General features: G+C 68.9%; 19 protein-coding genes and 1 pseudogene. 12 read left to right on the top strand and 8 right to left on the bottom strand.

All coding sequences use genetic code 11. The annotated features are described in order from the left end of the window. Positions 1 to 127: 127 nt before the first annotated feature. From J4573_RS17830 to J4573_RS17820, 3 genes are all read right to left on the bottom strand, one after another. A complete protein-coding gene (locus tag J4573_RS17830) occupies positions 128 to 643 on the bottom strand; it encodes a carboxymuconolactone decarboxylase family protein (RefSeq protein WP_208256725.1) in 516 nt (171 codons plus the stop codon). An 84-nt stretch (positions 644 to 727) separates the two neighbouring features. After that, positions 728 to 1,204: a molybdopterin-binding protein gene (locus J4573_RS17825; protein ID WP_243773200.1), complete on the bottom strand. Its 477-nt coding sequence runs from the start codon at positions 1,202 to 1,204 to the stop codon at positions 728 to 730. 144 nt (positions 1,205 to 1,348) lie between these two features. Then, positions 1,349 to 2,140: an MmyB family transcriptional regulator gene (locus J4573_RS17820; RefSeq protein ID WP_208256723.1), complete on the bottom strand. Its 792-nt coding sequence runs from the start codon at positions 2,138 to 2,140 to the stop codon at positions 1,349 to 1,351. An 86-nt stretch (positions 2,141 to 2,226) separates the two neighbouring features. Here J4573_RS17820 and J4573_RS17815 point away from each other — a divergent pair, with 86 nt between their 5' ends. The 5 genes and pseudogenes from J4573_RS17815 to J4573_RS17795 all read left to right on the top strand — a co-directional run bounded on the left by J4573_RS17815 (position 2,227) and on the right by J4573_RS17795 (position 7,566). Next, positions 2,227 to 2,655: a hypothetical protein gene (locus tag J4573_RS17815; protein ID WP_208256721.1), complete on the top strand. Its 429-nt coding sequence runs from the start codon at positions 2,227 to 2,229 to the stop codon at positions 2,653 to 2,655. Between the two features lie 39 nt (positions 2,656 to 2,694). After that, positions 2,695 to 3,594 (top strand): ADP-ribosylglycohydrolase family protein, encoded by a 900-nt coding sequence (locus tag J4573_RS17810; RefSeq protein WP_243773199.1) that lies wholly within the window; start codon positions 2,695 to 2,697, stop codon positions 3,592 to 3,594. A 166-nt stretch (positions 3,595 to 3,760) separates the two neighbouring features. After that, positions 3,761 to 5,920: pseudogene (helR, locus tag J4573_RS17805) on the top strand (RNA polymerase recycling motor ATPase HelR). Between the two features lie 109 nt (positions 5,921 to 6,029). Then, positions 6,030 to 7,175, top strand: a complete 1,146-nt coding sequence (locus tag J4573_RS17800) for a hypothetical protein (protein ID WP_208256719.1) — start codon at positions 6,030 to 6,032, stop codon at positions 7,173 to 7,175. 151 nt (positions 7,176 to 7,326) lie between these two features. Continuing rightward, a complete protein-coding gene (locus J4573_RS17795) occupies positions 7,327 to 7,566 on the top strand; it encodes an EF-hand domain-containing protein (RefSeq protein ID WP_208256717.1) in 240 nt (79 codons plus the stop codon). A gap of 9 nt (positions 7,567 to 7,575) precedes the next feature. Here J4573_RS17795 and J4573_RS17790 read toward each other — a convergent pair whose 3' ends face one another. Further along, positions 7,576 to 8,214: an NADPH-dependent F420 reductase gene (locus tag J4573_RS17790; protein ID WP_208256715.1), complete on the bottom strand. Its 639-nt coding sequence runs from the start codon at positions 8,212 to 8,214 to the stop codon at positions 7,576 to 7,578. Between the two features lie 119 nt (positions 8,215 to 8,333). Next, entirely contained in the window at positions 8,334 to 8,996 is a 663-nt protein-coding gene (locus tag J4573_RS17785) for an HAD family hydrolase (RefSeq protein ID WP_208256713.1), read from the bottom strand. Between the two features lie 86 nt (positions 8,997 to 9,082). Here J4573_RS17785 and J4573_RS17780 point away from each other — a divergent pair, with 86 nt between their 5' ends. Both J4573_RS17780 and J4573_RS17775 read left to right on the top strand, forming a co-directional pair. Continuing rightward, entirely contained in the window at positions 9,083 to 9,613 is a 531-nt protein-coding gene (locus J4573_RS17780) for a hemerythrin domain-containing protein (protein ID WP_208256711.1), read from the top strand. A gap of 57 nt (positions 9,614 to 9,670) precedes the next feature. Further along, positions 9,671 to 10,126 carry a GNAT family N-acetyltransferase gene (locus tag J4573_RS17775; protein WP_307796679.1) on the top strand — a complete coding sequence of 152 codons (456 nt, stop codon included), beginning with the start codon at positions 9,671 to 9,673 and terminating at the stop codon, positions 10,124 to 10,126. Between the two features lie 58 nt (positions 10,127 to 10,184). On the opposite strand, the gene J4573_RS17770 is transcribed toward J4573_RS17775, so the two are convergent. From J4573_RS17770 to J4573_RS17760, 3 genes are all read right to left on the bottom strand, one after another. Continuing rightward, on the bottom strand, positions 10,185 to 10,958 hold the full coding sequence (locus tag J4573_RS17770) for an ABC transporter permease (protein WP_208256709.1): 774 nt from the start codon (positions 10,956 to 10,958) through the stop codon (positions 10,185 to 10,187). Further along, positions 10,955 to 11,962 carry an ATP-binding cassette domain-containing protein gene (locus tag J4573_RS17765; RefSeq protein WP_208256707.1) on the bottom strand — a complete coding sequence of 336 codons (1,008 nt, stop codon included), beginning with the start codon at positions 11,960 to 11,962 and terminating at the stop codon, positions 10,955 to 10,957. Before J4573_RS17765 ends, J4573_RS17770 begins: the two co-directional genes overlap by 4 nt. Positions 11,963 to 12,085: 123 nt before the next feature. Continuing rightward, a complete protein-coding gene (locus J4573_RS17760) occupies positions 12,086 to 12,748 on the bottom strand; it encodes a DUF4097 family beta strand repeat-containing protein (RefSeq protein WP_208256705.1) in 663 nt (220 codons plus the stop codon). 352 nt (positions 12,749 to 13,100) lie between these two features. On the opposite strand from J4573_RS17760, the gene J4573_RS17755 reads away from it, so the two are divergent. The 5 genes from J4573_RS17755 to J4573_RS17735 all read left to right on the top strand — a co-directional run bounded on the left by J4573_RS17755 (position 13,101) and on the right by J4573_RS17735 (position 15,527). After that, entirely contained in the window at positions 13,101 to 13,481 is a 381-nt protein-coding gene (locus tag J4573_RS17755) for a DUF2089 family protein (RefSeq protein WP_208256703.1), read from the top strand. Continuing rightward, positions 13,481 to 13,741: a hypothetical protein gene (locus J4573_RS17750; RefSeq protein WP_208256701.1), complete on the top strand. Its 261-nt coding sequence runs from the start codon at positions 13,481 to 13,483 to the stop codon at positions 13,739 to 13,741. Before J4573_RS17755 ends, J4573_RS17750 begins: the two co-directional genes overlap by 1 nt. Before the next feature lie 19 nt (positions 13,742 to 13,760). Continuing rightward, positions 13,761 to 14,192, top strand: a complete 432-nt coding sequence (locus tag J4573_RS17745; RefSeq protein WP_208256698.1) for an SHOCT-like domain-containing protein — start codon at positions 13,761 to 13,763, stop codon at positions 14,190 to 14,192. Beyond that, complete coding sequence (locus J4573_RS17740; protein WP_208256696.1) at positions 14,189 to 14,809, top strand: DUF1707 SHOCT-like domain-containing protein; 621 nt, start codon at positions 14,189 to 14,191, stop codon at positions 14,807 to 14,809. Before J4573_RS17745 ends, J4573_RS17740 begins: the two co-directional genes overlap by 4 nt. A 73-nt stretch (positions 14,810 to 14,882) precedes the next feature. Continuing rightward, positions 14,883 to 15,527, top strand: coding sequence for a DNA alkylation repair protein (locus tag J4573_RS17735; protein ID WP_208257223.1), 645 nt, complete (start codon positions 14,883 to 14,885; stop codon positions 15,525 to 15,527). The last annotated feature ends 123 nt before the right edge of the window (positions 15,528 to 15,650 follow it).

Here is a 15,650-nt window from a genome sequence, read left to right as displayed (position 1 = left end):
GGTCGGCGGAGACCACAGCACGCCCGGAACGGGGCCAGGGCCCGAGGCTCGATCGAGCCGGAAGGACCTCTCGACGACCCCGTTCCGAACGTTCTGCCGTCCAAGCCACTCCATCGCCGCCACGGTTTCACGCGGGGTCGGCGGCTTTCCACTGCTTGGAGGGCGAGGTGCCGGGGCGGGGCTTGCCGATGGTCGCGAGCGGGACGAAGAAGTTGACCTGCCCGATCGCCATCGCCAGGGTGGCGATCGCCTTCTCGTCGTAGTGCTCGGCCACCTGGGCGTACAGCTCGTCGGGGACCCGCTCGCTGTGCGCCGCCGCCTCGAGGACGGCGTCGGTCAGCGCGAACGCGGCGCGTTCGGCCGGCGTGAAATAGGGCGCGTCCCGCCAGGTCGCCACGGCGGTGATCCGCTCCTCGGTCTCACCGGTGTTGCGCAGGATGCCGGTGTGCAGAACGGTCAGGTAGGTGTTGCCGACGATCTGGCCCGCGCGCAGCTGGATCAGCCCGATGGTGTTGCGCGGGATCGAGCCGTTGCCGGTGACCTGGTACAGCGCCTTGGTCAGCTCGGGCATCTCCGGGATCAGAACGGTCGGGTCGGAGAGCCGCGGGGTCGGGGTCGCGATGGGGGTCTGGGAAGCGTTCATGGTCGGTTCCTCCGTTTCGGTCTTCGTTGCCACAGCACTGACGGACCCCGCCCGGGGTGTGTGACCGATCGGAGAAACAAAACTTCAAGATCTTTTATCGAGTGCCGAGAAGACGCGGAGGTCGGTGACCCCGCTCAGGTTGCGTGCGCCGCACACGTCGTCGGGCATGACGAGCTGCGGTCCCTCGCCGTCCAGGCCGGTGCCGTCGCGGCTGACGCCGAGCAGGACCGGCCGGTTGGCGAACTCGGGGTCGATCTCCGCCCAGGACAGGATCACCCGGTGGCCGTCGGCGGCCTGGAGCGAGATCAGGAAGCGCAGGCGGTCCTTGCGTTCCCCCGGGATGAACAGCGGACCGGCGAGCGACAGGACCTCGAGGAGCAGCGGACCGCTGAACCGGTGCCGGCGCGCGCCGCTCTTACGGCAGGTGAACGTGATCTCCCGTTCGTGCTGCGGCAGGGCGCGGAGCTCGTTCATCCCCAGCCGGCACGGAGCGAGCACCTCGCCGCCGAGGCGCACCATGCCGCTCGCGTCGATTCCGGCCGGCCCGACCTGATCCACCACCCGGCGCTCCTTTGCAGCCAGCCACGATCCTTCCTGTTCCACCCTAGGTAGGCATTACGCATAAGCAAGCCTCATGACGGTCATTGCCTAGCAAGGGCACGGATATGTGGCTCTGGGAGGTGGCAAGTGCGAGTTCACGCTGATCTAGCCGGCCTGGCCGCGTCTTCTGAGGATCGTGGCGGTCTCCTCGTCCGCGGGCAGGAACGCCTCCAGGCGCAGCTCGGCGAGCGTGACGTCCACGGCCGTGGCGAACGAGGTGAGCGTGGTGATCAGCCGGAGCTCCCCTTCCGGCACCCGGAGCCGCAGCGGTACGGCGAATCCGAGGTGCTCGGCCGGGGCCTCTACTGCGGGCAGATAGCCCTCGAGCTCGGCGATGAACTCGTCCAGCCCGGCGTCTGGGCTCTGCCAGGCCTGATTGCGCAGGCTGCCGGTGATGTGGCGCCCCCACTCGGCCAGGTTCACGACCCGGCGGGCCATCCCGTCCGGATGGAGGGCGATGCGCAGCACGTTCAGCGGCGGCTCCAGCAGGCCGGGCGCCACGCCCTCGGTGAGCAGGCTGAACGCCGCGTTCGCCGCGACCAGCTCGCCGTGCGGCCTGACGACGACCGCCGGGTAGGGCTGGTGGCCTTCCAGGATGCGGCCGAGCGCCTCGCGGACCGGGCCGAGCTCGGGGGCGTCGAGCCTGGACTCCGAATAGACCGGGGCAAAGCCCGCGGAAAGCAGGAGGTCGTTCCGTTCGCGCAAGGAGAGCCCCAGGGTCTCAGACAGCCGTACGACCATGGTGCGGCCGGGCCGCGAGCGGCCCTGCTCCAGGAAGCTCAGATGCCGCTGCGTCGTGTCGGCCCTGATCGCCAGGTCGAGCTGGCTCAACCTGCGCAACGTTCGCCAGCGCCGCAGCTCGCGGGCGAAATGGTCGGCTTCTACCGCAACCGTCATGGCCCCATTACTACTCGACGGGCGCCGTCGCGCGATTCCTTGCAGGGAATCGCGGAGCGGCCACCCGCGACCGCAGACTTCACGGCATGAGCAACGAATTCGACGTAAAAGAGCTGACGGACCGCTACATGGCCCAGTGGAACGAGCCCGACGCCGCCACGCGCAGCAAGCTGATCCGCGACCTGTGGGCGGTCGACGGCATCCAGGTCCTGGTCGACCCGCCCGAGGAGATCCGCGAGGCCGCCGCGAATCTGTCCTTCCCCGTGCCGCCGCTGGAGGTCCGCGGCCACGACGCGATGGAGGCCCGCGTCACCCGCGCGTACGAGATGTTCATCGAGCCGGGTCACTCCTTCGTGCCCGCCGGTGAGGTGTCGATCCTGCTGGCCAACGTGGTCGCGGTGGGCTGGTCGATGGTGACGGCCGACGGGGGAGTCGTCGGCGGTGGCATGGACGTTCTGGCGATCGACGACGACGGCAAGATCCGTACCGACCACCAGTTCATCGGCGCGGTCTGATGCGCTGCCGCAGGCCGCCGGATACGGGATGATCCCGCCATGGACGATCACGTCACCGACGATCATCGAGACCCCGCGCGTCTGGCGCGCATGCACGCTTCCCTCGTGGGGCTCTCGGTCGGCGACGCGTTCGGCGATCAGTTCTTCATGCACGCCAACCGCCATCTGACCTCGGCGGACGTTCCCCCGGCGCCGTGGGAGTGGAGCGACGACACCGAGATGGCCTGCTCGGTCGTCGACTGCCTGCACACGCACGGCGCCATCGACCAGGACGCCCTGGCCGACGCGTTCGCCACCCGCATGAACACCGGCCGCCGCTACGGCGTCGGCGCTCTGGAGCTCCTCGAACGCGTCCGCCGCGGCGACCCGTGGCGCGAGGCTTCGGTCGAGTCGTTCGGCGGCAACGGTTCCTATGGCAACGGCGCCGCCATGCGCGTCGCGCCCCTGGGCGCCTACTACGCGGGCGATCCGGCCCGTGCCGCCGCCGAGGCCGCCCGCCAGGCCGAGATCACCCACGCTCACGAGGAAGGCTTGGCGGGCGCTGTCGCCGTGGCGGTGGCCGCCTCACTGATCGCCGAGACCCCGGAGCTCGTCTACGAGGCGGTCCTTGATCACACCGCCGGAACCTACGTGGGGAAGGGGCTGCGGCGTCTAGGCGGGCTGGCCCGGGCGACACCCTTCCGGGCCGCGGAGGTGCTGGGCAACGGCTCCCGGATCACCGCGCAGGACACCGTGCCGTTCACGATCTGGGTGGCCCTGCGGTACCTGAACGACTACGAGCCCGGGATCCGCGTCTGCGTCGCGGTCGGCGGCGACATGGACACCACCGCCGCGATCGTCGGCGGCATCATCGCCGCCCGTACCGGGACCGACGGCATTCCACCCGAGTGGCTGGAGCTCCGCGAGCCTCTCCCGGCCTGGCTGAACGCTCAGCGTTAGCGCGAATTAGCCCGGGGAATGTCCAGATAGGACGGGTGCAGGAAGGCGACGACACTCCCTTCCATTTTCAACCTATAGCGCACAGGGGGGCTTGCCACAAGCCCCCGGTCATGCCGCACAATCAGCGGCCGAGGCCCAACGGCCTGCGCAAACGGGGGGATCAGCCATGCCTGCGAATGAATCGAGCGCGCCTTTGACCACCGGTGCGTTCAACCTGCCGGACAACATCGCCGCCAAGGCGAGCCCGGACCTGATCGGTGCCGACGAGAAGCATTTCGCGGCCATCACCGAAAGCCTCGATCAGGCGATCGCGGACCTGTCCGAACGCCTCGACACCGCGCGCAAGGCGCCCGGCGGCAGCGGCCAGGCGGCGCTGGAACGGGACTTCGAGATCCAGCGGCTGGCCGGGCGCCTGCGCCTCCTGCGCCGGTACGGCCTGGACCTCTGCCTGGGCCGCATCGTCGGCGAGGACTCCGGGCCCGTCTACATCGGACGCATCGGCCTCACCGACGGCGCGGGCGACCGCCTGCTCCTGGACTGGCGTTCGCCCGCCGCCGAGCCGTTCTTCGGCGCGACCCACGCCAACCCGATGGGCCTGGCGAGCCGTCGCCGCTACCGCTGGTCCAAGGGCCGGGTCAGCGACTACTGGGACGAGGTGTTCACGGCCGACGGCCTCGAAGGAAACGCCGCCCTGGACGACCAGTCCGCGTTCATCGCCAGCCTCGGCGGTCACCGTTCGGCCCGCATGCGCGACGTGCTCGGCACCATCCAGGCCGACCAGGACGCGATCATCCGCGCCGGATCCCGCGGCGCCCTGATCGTCGACGGAGGCCCCGGCACCGGCAAGACGGTCGTCGCCCTGCACCGTTCCGCCTACCTGCAGTATTCCGACCCGCGCCTGGGCCACAACAAGGGCGGAGTGCTGTTCGTCGGCCCGCACCAGCCTTACCTGGCCTACGTCTCCGACGTTCTGCCCAGCCTCGGCGAGGACGGCGTGCAGACCTGCACCCTCCGCGACCTCCTCCCCGAAGGCGCAACGGCCCCGGACGAGGAGGACCCCGCCGTAGCCCGCCTCAAATCCACAGCCGACATGGTCAAGGCGATCGAGAAGGCGGTCGCCTTCTACGAGCGCCCGCCCAGCAAGGGCATGACCGTCACGACCCCCTGGAACGACATCTGACTGAGCGCCGACGAATGGGCCGAGGCGTTCCGCGCACCCGACCCCGGCACCCCGCACAACGAGGCCCGCGACCAGATCCTCGACGAGATCTGCGCGATCCTGATCGACAAGTCCAAGGACGACATCTCGGCCGACCTCCTCCGCCGATCAGTGACGCGCGACCGCGAACTGCTCATGGCCCTCAACCGCGCCTGGCCGCTCCTGGGGCCCACCGACCTGGTCGGCGACCTCTGGTCCGTACCCGCCTACCTGCGCATGTGCGCCCCGTGGCTGACCCAGGCCGAGATCTCCAGCCTCCAACGCGAGAACGCCCACGCCTGGACGACCTCCGACCTGCCACTCCTGGACGCCGCCCGCCAGCGCCTCGGCGACCCGGAGACCTCCCGCCGGCGCCGCCGCCAGGAGGCGACCCTCGCCGCCCAACGCGAGCGCATGGATCAGGTCGTCGACAACCTCATCGAGGCCGACGACAGCGAGCTGGGCCTGGTCAAGATGCTGAAGGTGGTCGACGCCAAGAACACCCTCGTGGACGAGTCCGAACTGGAGACCCCGCCCCCGGACGCCCTGGCCGGCCCGTTCGCCCACATCGTCGTCGACGAGGCCCAGGAGCTCACCGACGCCGAATGGCAGATGCTCCTCCAGCGCTGCCCGTCCCGCAGCTTCACCGTCGTGGGCGACCGTGCCCAGGCCCGTCACGGCTTCACCGAGTCCTGGCAGGAACGCCTCGAACGCGTCGGCTTCGACGAGATCACCCTCGCCTCTCTCCGCATCAACTACCGCACGCCCGAAGAGGTCATGACCGAGGCCGAGCCCGTCATCCGCGCCGCCCTCCCCGACGCCAACGTCCCCACGTCCATCCGCCAGAGCGGCATCCCCGTCCTCCACGAGCCGTTCTCCCGCCTGAACGCCATCCTCGACTCCTGGCTGGCCGACCACCCCGAAGGCATCGCCTGCGTCATCGGCGACCCCACCTTCAACGAACGCCCCCGAGTCCGCTCCCTAACCCCCCAACTAGCCAAGGGCCTGGAGTTCGACCTGGTCCTCCTCGTCAACCCTCACTCCTTCGGCACGTCCATCGAAGGCGCCGTGGACCGCTACGTAGCAATGACAAGAGCCACCCAGCAGCTGGCCATCCTCACCTCTTAGAACCAACCGGCGCCGCCTGCCCGATCTCTGGGCAGGCGGCACACCTGCCCATCGATCTACCTGGGGCGATCTGGTTTGATTCCGCCACACCACCCCCGCAAGGAGTTCGATGAAGCGCGTTGTGCAGGCAGGAACGGTTGTCGCGGTTCTCGCGATCGGCATCACCCCGGCGGTCAACGCCGAGGCCTCCGTTCCGCATTGGAAGCTCGCCAAGACCTACAAGTCGTCGGTGAAGAACGGCTATGCCTCGGCCACCGCGGTGGAGGCCTTCGGCGGCAAGGATGCGTGGGCGTTCTCGGCCGACCTGTACGAGGGCAAGCGGCTTCCCAAGCCGAGGGCCGAGCATTGGAACGGCAAGACCTGGCGCGGTGTCGCGCTGCCCAAGGGGCTCTGGGGAGGCGTCTTCTCGGTCCAACGGTCTTCTCCCACCAATGTGTGGGCGGTCGGCGGCAGCGACCTGAAGGGCAACAACGGCCCCGGAAGCTACGCGATGCGCTGGAACGGCAAGAAGTGGGCCGTGGCCAAGAAATGGAAGGACGGCGTCAGCTCGGTCACCGTCATCAGTCCCACCAACGTCTGGGTCTTCGGCGTGGGCGGTGCCGACACAGGTGCCGGCACCTGGCATTTCAACGGCAAGACGTGGACCAGGGTGCGGCCGTTCGGCAACAACGAGCTCGCGTCTGCCAGCGCCGCCTCTGCCCGGCTCATGTGGGCCACCGGACGCGAGGGCCTGCTGGCCCGCTACAACGGGTCCAAGTGGTCCCGAGTGTCGCTCGGCAAGCTCCTGCCCCCGGCCATCCCCCACCACGAGGGCAAGCCGTCACGGACGATCGATTTCAGTGCGGTCCGTGCCTTTTCCGCGAGCCAGGTGTGGGTCACGGGCAGGATCTCCGACGACGACGGCAAGGACCACTACAAGACCACGTCGTTCCTCCTCAACTGGAACGGCAAGGCCTGGCGGCGGGTCGGCGTCCCGGCGAACTGGCTGATCGGCTGGCGGAAGATCGACTCCGATGGCGCGGGCGGCCTGTGGATCGACGGCTGGGCCGGTCGCGAGGGCCGTGGCGGCAGCCTCATCCAGCATCGCTCGCGCAGCGGCAAGTGGACGGCAGCCCCTCTGCGCGTCGCCGGCCGAACGGCGAGCATCAGGCAGTTCAGCCACATCCCTGGAACGAAGTCCCTCTGGGCCGTTGGCGAGGTCAGGCCCACGAACAACTCCTGGTCCACCGGCGCCCTATGGCGCCTGTACGCGTAGCAGGGTTTCCCAACCTCGGAGCTTCTTCGGCAGGCCTGACAGGAGGGGCCTCCTCGCACACGACGAGGAGGCCTCTCCCTGGCGGTCACCCTCCTCGTCCGCGCGACCACGTTACGATCGGGGGCCATTGTTGCTTGTGAGGAAGGGAACCATGTCGGATCAGTATGAAGCGGTGTTCGCCCAGTACGACACCGACGGGGACGGGCAGCTCACCGTGGAGGAGGTGACCGCGGCGATCGCGGGGATGTTCCCCGCGGCCGAGGTCGGCGACCTGTCGGGGATCGTCAAGGCGCTGTTCGCCGAGTACGACACCGACAAGAACGGCTACCTGTCGGTGACCGAGTTCGTGCCCCTCGCGGAGAACCTCCCCGAGCTGGGCGCCGAGGACTGAACCCGGGTTTCAGCCGGCTCGCTGCACGCTGATGTTGAAGTCGTAGGTGCCCAGCGCCTGCGACAGCACGAGCCATAGCAAGATGTTCTGCTCGATCGGCCGGGCGGTCGGCAGGCCGCCGAGGTCGATGATCTGGTCGGACGTCCAGCCGAGGTCGCCGAGCAGCCCGCTCGCGACCTTCTTGGCGTCGCGGTCGTCCCCGCTGACGAAGATGTTGTGGTCGCCCGGAACCCGGCCGGGGTCGACCATGACGGCGTTGTTCACCGTGCAGAGCGTCTTGACCACGTGCGCGTCGGGGAAGGTCCGCTGGATGTGCTCGGCCAGGCTGATCCCTTCCTCGAACGTCGCGACCTTCGGCGGGTAGCCGTCCGAGAAGTCGAGCGGGTTGGCGACGTCCACCACGACCTTGTCCGCCAGATTCTCGGCCCCCGCCGCAGTGAGCGCCTCCACCGAGACCAGCCCCGAGGTCGCGTTCACGATCAGCTCGGCCGACGAGGCCGCGTCGGCGAACGTCCCGTGCCGCCCCCCGGTGTCCGCGGCCCACGCCGCCGCCGCGGCGTTGTCGGCGGTACGAGAGCCCAGCGTGACCGTGTGCCCGGCCTTCACCAGACCGGTCGCCAGACTCTGGCCGACTTCTCCGGTTCCCAATACGGCGATGTTCACAGCGAGCCCTCCGAGTGCTTCTTAAGTTCCACACCGCAGATCGTGAACCACGCAGTATTCGGCCGTCCAATACCTGCCGTCATAGCCAATCGCTATGAGCGCCCTCAGCTCAGAAGCGGCGAGTCGTCGAGCTCTTCCAGCAGATGAGCGGCGTCCCGGTAGATCGCCACGGCCCCGGCCAGCTCGTTCTCGCCGATGCCTCCGCTCAGCAGCCCCACGCACGGCACCTTCGCCCGCTGCGCGGCCTGCACGTCCCACCTCGTATCCCCGACGAAGACGGCCTGGTCAGGCTCGACCTCCGCCTTCTCCAACGCGGCCTGCACCAGGTCAGGCGCGGGTTTGCTCCGTTCAACCGAAGACGACGACGTCGCAGCCAGGATGGCCGACTCGGCGTCCAGCACCTCGCGCATCACCCCCAGCTCCCGTTCAGCCGCCGAACTGGCCAGCACCACCCGCAACCCCCGTTCGGCAACGGCCTTCAGCAGCTCCGCAGCCCCCGGCAGCGGCGCCAGCCGCGACCAGTAGGTCGCATACAAAGCCGCATGCGCGGTGCGGATCCCGTCATCAGCCTCTTGATCACGTTCCTCCGGCAACAGGTGGTCGAGCAGCAGGTCCGACCCCATCCCGATGGCCCGGTGCACCCGCGCCATGGGCACCTGGTGCCCGGCCTGCCGGAACGCCTCCCACCACGTGACGGCGTGCAGGTAATTGCTGTCGACCAGCGTCCCGTCCACATCGAAAAGGGCGGCCGACTTAGTTACGGACATGCCGTTCGCCTACCCGGTGCCCTCCTGATTGAACGCCCTCAATCGGGTAGACGAGCCTCCGACGCCCCATCCGACAGGAGGTATTCATGAACGTCATCGACCTGCTTCTGGAACAGCACGAGGAGATCCGCCGCCTGGCCTCGATCGTCGAGGAGAACACCGGCCAGGTCCGCAAGGACGCCTTCGACCGTCTCCGACACCTGCTGGCCGTCCATGAGACCGCCGAGGAAGAGATCGTCCACCCGTTCGCCCGCCGTGCCCTCGGCAACAAGGTCATCGACGGCCGCCTGGACGAAGAGAACCAGGCCAAGCTCATGCTCCAGGAACTGGAGAAGATCGGCCCCGACGGCCCCGGCTTCAGCGCCCTCTTCAACGAGTTCCACAAGGACCTCGACACCCACGCCATGAAGGAGGAACGCGACGAGTTCCCCCGCATCGCCAAGGAGGCCACCCCCGAACAGCTCCGCGGAATGGTCACCGCCTTCCGCGCCGCCGAGGCCGTAGCCCCGACCCACCCCCACCCCGGCACCGAATCAGTCGCCAAGAACCTGACCGCCGGCCCCATAGCCGCAGTCGTCGACCGAGCCCGAGACGCCATCCACAAATCCCGCAACTGACCCGCCCGCCCGGAGCCTTGATCACCATGCCGGGGTGGGCTGGGTAGCCTTGCGGGCGTGTTGGAGTGGGAGTTTCGGGCGGCTTCGATGGGCGACCTTGAGGAGCTGACCGAGCTGCGGGCCGTGGCGATGCGGGAGGACCTGGAGCGGCTCGGGCGGTACGACGGGCAGCGGGTGCGGCAGCGGCTGCGGGACGGGTTCGAACCGGCGCACACGTGGGTGATCGAGGTGAGCGGCGAGCTTGCCGGGTGCGTGGCGTTGCGGCCTGCCGAGGACGCCCGTTGGCTGGAGCATTTCTACCTTGCCCCGCATGCGCAGGGCTGTGGGGTCGGGTCCGGGGTGCTGCGAAAGCTCCTTGAGTGGTGCGATCGCGATGGTGTCCCGGTGCGGCTGAACGTTCTGCAGGGCAGTGCGGCCAGGCGGCTGTACGAGCGGTACGGATTCGTTCTGGAAAGGGAGGATCCGGTGGACGTCTTCATGGTGCGGGCGCCTGGAGCGAGTAGCTGTTCTTGAAAAGGCTCAGGGCCGTCAGACCCTTGTGGTCTGACGGCCCTGTTCGGCCTCTTCACGGTCAGGCCTTGTTGTAGGTGCGCTTGGCCCAGAGGTAGGAGACGACGCCGATCCCTGCGGACCAGGCGATGGCGATGGCGGCGTTGTTGCCGATCGGGGTGCCGAGGAGGAGGCCCCGGACGGTCTGCATGATCGGGGTGAACGGCTGGTACTCGGCGAACCAGCGCAGGACGGTCGGCATGGAGTCGGTGGGGACGAAGCCGCTGCCGAGGAAGGGCAGGAAGACCAGCGGCATCGGGGCGTTGCTGGCGGCCTCGGGGGTCGGGGACTTCAGGCCGAGCGCGACCGACAGCCAGGTGATCGCCACGACGAAGAGGGTGAGCAGGCCGGCGGCGGCGAGCCACTCGACGGGGCTGGCGTTGGGCCGGAAGCCGATCGCCAGGGCGGCGCCGACGACGACCGCCATGCCGAGCAGCTGCTGGATGACGCTGGCGACGACGTGGCCGGTGAGGACCGAGGCCCGGGAGATCCGCATCGTACGGAAGCGGGCGATGATCCCCTCGGTCATGTCGGTGGCGACCATGACGGCGGTCCCGGTGGCGGCCATGGTGGCCGCCATGAGCAGGATGCCGGGGACGACGTAGTTGACGTAGGCGTCGCGGTCGCCGCCGATGCCGGCGCCGAGCGTGCCGCCGAAGACGTACACGAACAGCAGCAGGAGGATCACGGGCGTGACGATCAGCTGCACGGTCATCGACGGGTAGCGGATCAGGCGCTTCAGCTGGCGCCGGACCATGGTCGAGGAGTCGCGGGCGGCGAGGGTGAGGGTGCTCATCGGAGGGCCTCCGAGTTCTGGTCGCTGTTCTGGGTGGTGTTCTGGGCGGCGTTCTCGTCGGTGCTCTGGCCAGTGAGGGTGAGGAAGACGTCGTCGAGGTCGGGGGTGTGGATGCTGAGGCCGGTCGGCTCGACGCCGGCCGTGTCCAGCCGGGCGAGCAGCTCGCGCAGCGAGGCGACGTCGCCGTCGGAGGGGACCTGCAGGGTGAGGCGGTCGTCGTCGGCCGGGTCCACGAAGCCGCGGTCGAGGGCGCTCAGCGCGTTCTTGAGCGCGTCGTCGTCGGTGAACGTGAGGGACACGTGGCCGCCGGGGATGAGCCGCTTGAGCTCGTCGGCGGTGCCCTCGGCGATCAGCCGCCCGTGGTCGAGCAGCGCGATCCGGTCGGCGAGCTCGTCCGCCTCCTCCAGGTACTGCGTGGTGAGGAAGATGGTGACGCCGTCGGCGACCAGGTCGCGGACGATGCCGTACATCGCGCGGCGGCTGCGCGGGTCGAGGCCGGTGGTCGGCTCGTCCAGGAAGATCAGCCGCGGGTCGCCGACCAGGGTCATCGCCAGGTCGAGCCGCCGCTGCATGCCGCCGGAGTACGTGCCGGCGGTCTTGCGGGCCGCGTCCACCAGGTCGAAGCGTTCCAGCAGCTCGGCGGCCTTGCGCTTGCCCTCCTTGCGGGACAGGTGCCGGAGGTCCGCCATGAGCAGCAGGTTCTCCTCGCCGGTGAGCAGCTTGTCGACCGCCGAGTACTGCCCGGTGACGCCGATCGCGCCGCGCACGTCGTCGGCCTGGTCGTTCAGGTCGTATCCCGCGACCTGAACGGTGCCGCCGTCGGCGCGGATCAGGGTGGACAGAATCTGGACGGTGGTGGTCTTGCCGGCCCCGTTCGGGCCGAGGAGGGAGAAGATCGTTCCTTCGGGAACGGCCAGGTCGATGCCGTCGAGCACGACCTTGTCGCCGTCCTTTCCGGGGTAGGACTTGCGCAGCCCGTTCGCTGCGATGGCCAGGCTGGTCATGGCGTTTCTCCTTGGGAGGTACGGGCCGGCGGCGCGGGGGGAACGCCGCCGGATCGGGAGCCTTGAGGTTGTGTCGGGGGCATTGGGTTGTGTCGCGGGGTCTCTTGGGGTTGGTCAGCGGGATCAGAGGCTGCTGGCGGTGATGTCGCCGTTGGAGGTGGTGGCGTGGATGTCGAGGTCGGCGGCGCCGTCGTTCTTGAGCGCGTTGCTGACCCGGCCGTGGGTGGTGCCGGCGTTCAGTGAGGCTGAGACGCCGGCGGCCGCGCCGACCGTGATGTCGCCGGACTGGGTCTTCAGGACGACCTTGCCGCCGGTGGCCTCGGTGATCCGGATGTCGCCGCGCTGCGTGCTGATGTCGGCGGAACCGTTGAGGCGGCCGACCTCGACGTCGCCGTCGGTCGCGGTGAGGCGGAGGCTCGCGGCTTCGTCGATCTTGATGTTCCGGTACGCGCCGTCGTACGCCAGGTCGCCGAGGCGGCCGACCACGCGGAGTTCGGTGGCGGCCGACGTGCCCTCGACCTTGGAGCCGGCGGGCAGCGTGACCGTGACCTCGACGGATCCGTTCGAGCCGAGGTGCTTGTTCTTGACCTCGGTCTGGACCCGCAGGACGCCGTCGGCGAAGTCGACCGTGGTCTGCTCGGCCGCCTTCACGTCGCGGCCCTTGGAGGCGTCCGCGGGCTGGACCTCGACCGAGGCCTCGGCCTGGTCGGAGGCGATGACCTGGACGCGGCCGGCGGGGACGTCCAGAACGGCGGTGATCGGGGCGGTGGTGGCGAAGGTCTGCATCGTGAGCTCCTGTGTCCGTGTTGCTCGTTGTTTCGAACAATGGAAAAGCTACGTTGCATTTCGAGTTCCTGCAACATCTCCGTTGCACGAGAACCCTATCTATGCAGGTCAGAGCTAGAAAAGTATTGCAACTACCTTGAGAAGTAACGCAACAAGAAGCTCTGATCATTGCAATAGACTGACGGTTAACGCTCTTGGCCGGGCATGCCGCGCCGGGTCGCACGCCCGCGCCCCTGTCCGTCGAGCATTGAAGATCGACTTAAGAAAATCAAGATATCTGAGTTGATACCTTAAGAAAGTCAAGATACAACTGAACTATGCGCACGTTGTCGAGAGCGTGAGGGGACCGAGGGTGGACTGGCAGGAACTGACCGACCTGACGCAGGGCCGTCCGTTCGTGGTCGAGCGGGTCCGCCTGACCGGCGGCGGCAGTGGCAGCGGCGTCGTGGTCGAGGGGCAGTTCGAGCCGCCGCAGCTGGCTCAGCTCAGCGTCAACGACCAGGTGTTCGTCGCCGCGTTCGTACGGGCGCACGGCTCGATCAAGGAGATGGAGCGGATCTTCGGGGTCAGCTACCCGACGATCAAGTCCCGGCTGAACCGGATCTCCGCGTCCCTCGACTTCGTCGACGTCGACCCCGAACCGCCCGCGACCACCGGCGCCGAGGTCGTCGAACGCCTGCAACGCGGAGAGATCAGCGTCGAGGACGCGCTGGCCGAGCTGGAGAGATCCTGATGATTCCGCAGCTGGTGACCGTACGCCACCGCGGTAGCAGTGGCCGCCGGCTTCGGCTGTACATCCCCGTCGTGCCGGTCGCGCTGATCCTGTCACCGCTCCTCCTGGTCGCCGTGGCGGGCGGACTGGTCGCGTGCCTGATCTTCAAGGTCAGCCCGCTGGGCGCGCTGCGCGGCGCCGGGCGGCTGCTGTGGGCGCTTCCCGGCACCCGCTTCGAGTACGAGGAGGGCCGGACGGCCCTGCTGGTAAGCGTCAGATGAGTCAAAGGAAAGAGCAGCGATGAACGAGCAGCGCCGCCAGATCCTGCAGATGCTGTCCGACGGCAAGATCACCGCGGATGAGGCCGAGCGGCTGATCAGCGCTCTCGAACGAGCCGAGCCCGAGCCGCCGCCGGCGGTGGACACCCGCAAGAACGCCCGGCCCAAGTACCTGCGCGTACTGGTGAGCTGGGACGAGGAGGCCACCGGCGAAGGGCCGGGCCGGATCAACATCCGCGTCCCGCTCCAGCTGCTCCGCGCCGGCGTCCGGCTCACCAGCCTCATCCCCCCTCTCGCGCTCACCAAGATCAACACAGAGCTCGAGAAGTCGGGTGTGCCGCTCGACCTCGCCGAGCTCAAGCCGCAGGACCTCGAGGAGATCATCGACCAGCTCGGCGACGTCATCGTCGACGTCGACGACCCCGGCAGCAAGGTGCGGGTGTTCTGCGAATGACCACGTCACCGGGCTCACCCGCGCTGCGCGCCTCCGACGCGGACCGCGACCGCGCCATCGAACTGCTGCACGCCGCCATCGCCGACGGCCGCCTCGACCAGGCCGAGTTCGACGAACGGCTGGACGCCGCGCTGACCGCCCGTACCCTCGACGCCCTGACCCCGCTGACCACCGACCTGATCGGAACGCACGCCCTCGCCTCGGGGGCACGGGCCGTCATCCCGGGGGCGCACGCCCTCACTTCGTTCCCTGCCACGCCACCGGCCGAGCGCCTCACCATCAAGGAGAAGCACGGCGTCGTACGCCGCGAGGGCCGATGGGTGCTCCCGCACCGCCTGGCCGTCCGTACCGCCTGGTGCGACGTCCTGCTGGACCTGACCACCGCGATCCAGGCCGCGCCCGAACTGCTCATCGACCTGCGAGTCGGCGGCGGCAACGTACAGCTGCTCCTGGCGCCAGGCATGACGCTGGACGCCAACGACCTCTCCACGCGCCACAGCCGGCTGGAGATCAACCGGAACGCGGAAGACGCCACCCCCGAGACCCTCCACGTCCGCCTGGCAGGCAAGATGCGCCACGGCAAGATCACCGCAAACTGGCAGCGCCCACGCCGGTAGGTTGGACGTCCCAGGTGACGGTCGGGAGGACGGTCGGGAGGTTGAGGTGTCCGAGACGACGCCGGCCGAGGTGATGGCTGAGCTGGCCGCGCTCGAGGACCCCAAGGCGCGCGCGGTGAACGAGCGGCACGGCGACGACCACGGCGTGAACCTCAGCAAGCTGCGCGCGATCGCGAAGCGGCTGAAGACCCAGCAAGAACTCGCGCGCCAACTCTGGGACACCGGCGACACGGCCGCCAGACTGCTGGCGCTCCTGATCTGCCGTCCCAAGGCGTTCGACCGCGACGAGCTGGACGCCATGCTGCGCCAGGCCCGCGCGCCCAAGGTGCACGACTGGCTCGTGAACTACGTGGTGAAGAAGAACCCGAGCGCCGAAGACCTGCGCCTCGCCTGGACCGCCGACCCGGACCCGGTGGTCGCGAGTGCCGGGTGGGCGCTGACGACCGAACGCGTCGCGAAGAAGCCCGACGGTCTCGACCTCGCCGGGCTCCTCGACGTCATCGAGGCCAAGATGAAGGACGCGCCCGACCGCCTCCAATGGGCGATGAACGCCTGCCTGGCCCAGATCGGGATCGACCATCCCGAGCACCGCGCCCGCGCGATCGACATCGGCGAACGGCTGCAGGTGCTCAAGGACTATCCGACCTCGCCGGGCTGCACCTCCCCGTTCGCGCCCACCTGGATCACCGAGATCGTGAGCCGCCGAGCCACGCCGTAGCGCGGCGGACCATGCCACAGCGCGCCCGACCATGCCACAGCGCGCCCGACCATGCCACAGCGCGCCCGACCATGCCACAGCGCGCCCGACCATGCCACAGCGCGCCCGACCATGCCGTAGCGC

Origin of the sequence: Actinomadura barringtoniae (genome assembly GCF_017573505.1) — a bacterium.
GTDB classification, from domain to species: domain Bacteria; phylum Actinomycetota; class Actinomycetes; order Streptosporangiales; family Streptosporangiaceae; genus Spirillospora; species Spirillospora barringtoniae.
Note: the sequence above shows the minus strand (reverse complement) of the source record. Positions and strands in the feature narration are given on the sequence as shown.

Coding starts and splice junctions, on each gene's coding strand:
- J4573_RS17815 (WP_208256721.1), top strand. CDS start 2,227: ATGAGCAACGAATTCGACGTAAAAGAGCTGACGGACCGCTACATGGCC.
- J4573_RS17735 (WP_208257223.1), top strand. CDS start 14,883: ATGGCTGAGCTGGCCGCGCTCGAGGACCCCAAGGCGCGCGCGGTGAAC.
- J4573_RS17740 (WP_208256696.1), top strand. CDS start 14,189: ATGACCACGTCACCGGGCTCACCCGCGCTGCGCGCCTCCGACGCGGAC.
- J4573_RS17745 (WP_208256698.1), top strand. CDS start 13,761: ATGAACGAGCAGCGCCGCCAGATCCTGCAGATGCTGTCCGACGGCAAG.
- J4573_RS17780 (WP_208256711.1), top strand. CDS start 9,083: ATGAACGTCATCGACCTGCTTCTGGAACAGCACGAGGAGATCCGCCGC.
- J4573_RS17760 (WP_208256705.1), bottom strand. CDS start 12,748: ATGCAGACCTTCGCCACCACCGCCCCGATCACCGCCGTTCTGGACGTC.
- J4573_RS17800 (WP_208256719.1), top strand. CDS start 6,030: ATGAAGCGCGTTGTGCAGGCAGGAACGGTTGTCGCGGTTCTCGCGATC.
- J4573_RS17795 (WP_208256717.1), top strand. CDS start 7,327: ATGTCGGATCAGTATGAAGCGGTGTTCGCCCAGTACGACACCGACGGG.
- J4573_RS17830 (WP_208256725.1), bottom strand. CDS start 643: ATGAACGCTTCCCAGACCCCCATCGCGACCCCGACCCCGCGGCTCTCC.
- J4573_RS17765 (WP_208256707.1), bottom strand. CDS start 11,962: ATGACCAGCCTGGCCATCGCAGCGAACGGGCTGCGCAAGTCCTACCCC.
- J4573_RS17810 (WP_243773199.1), top strand. CDS start 2,695: ATGGACGATCACGTCACCGACGATCATCGAGACCCCGCGCGTCTGGCG.
- J4573_RS17820 (WP_208256723.1), bottom strand. CDS start 2,140: ATGACGGTTGCGGTAGAAGCCGACCATTTCGCCCGCGAGCTGCGGCGC.
- J4573_RS17750 (WP_208256701.1), top strand. CDS start 13,481: ATGATTCCGCAGCTGGTGACCGTACGCCACCGCGGTAGCAGTGGCCGC.
- J4573_RS17785 (WP_208256713.1), bottom strand. CDS start 8,996: ATGTCCGTAACTAAGTCGGCCGCCCTTTTCGATGTGGACGGGACGCTG.
- J4573_RS17770 (WP_208256709.1), bottom strand. CDS start 10,958: ATGAGCACCCTCACCCTCGCCGCCCGCGACTCCTCGACCATGGTCCGG.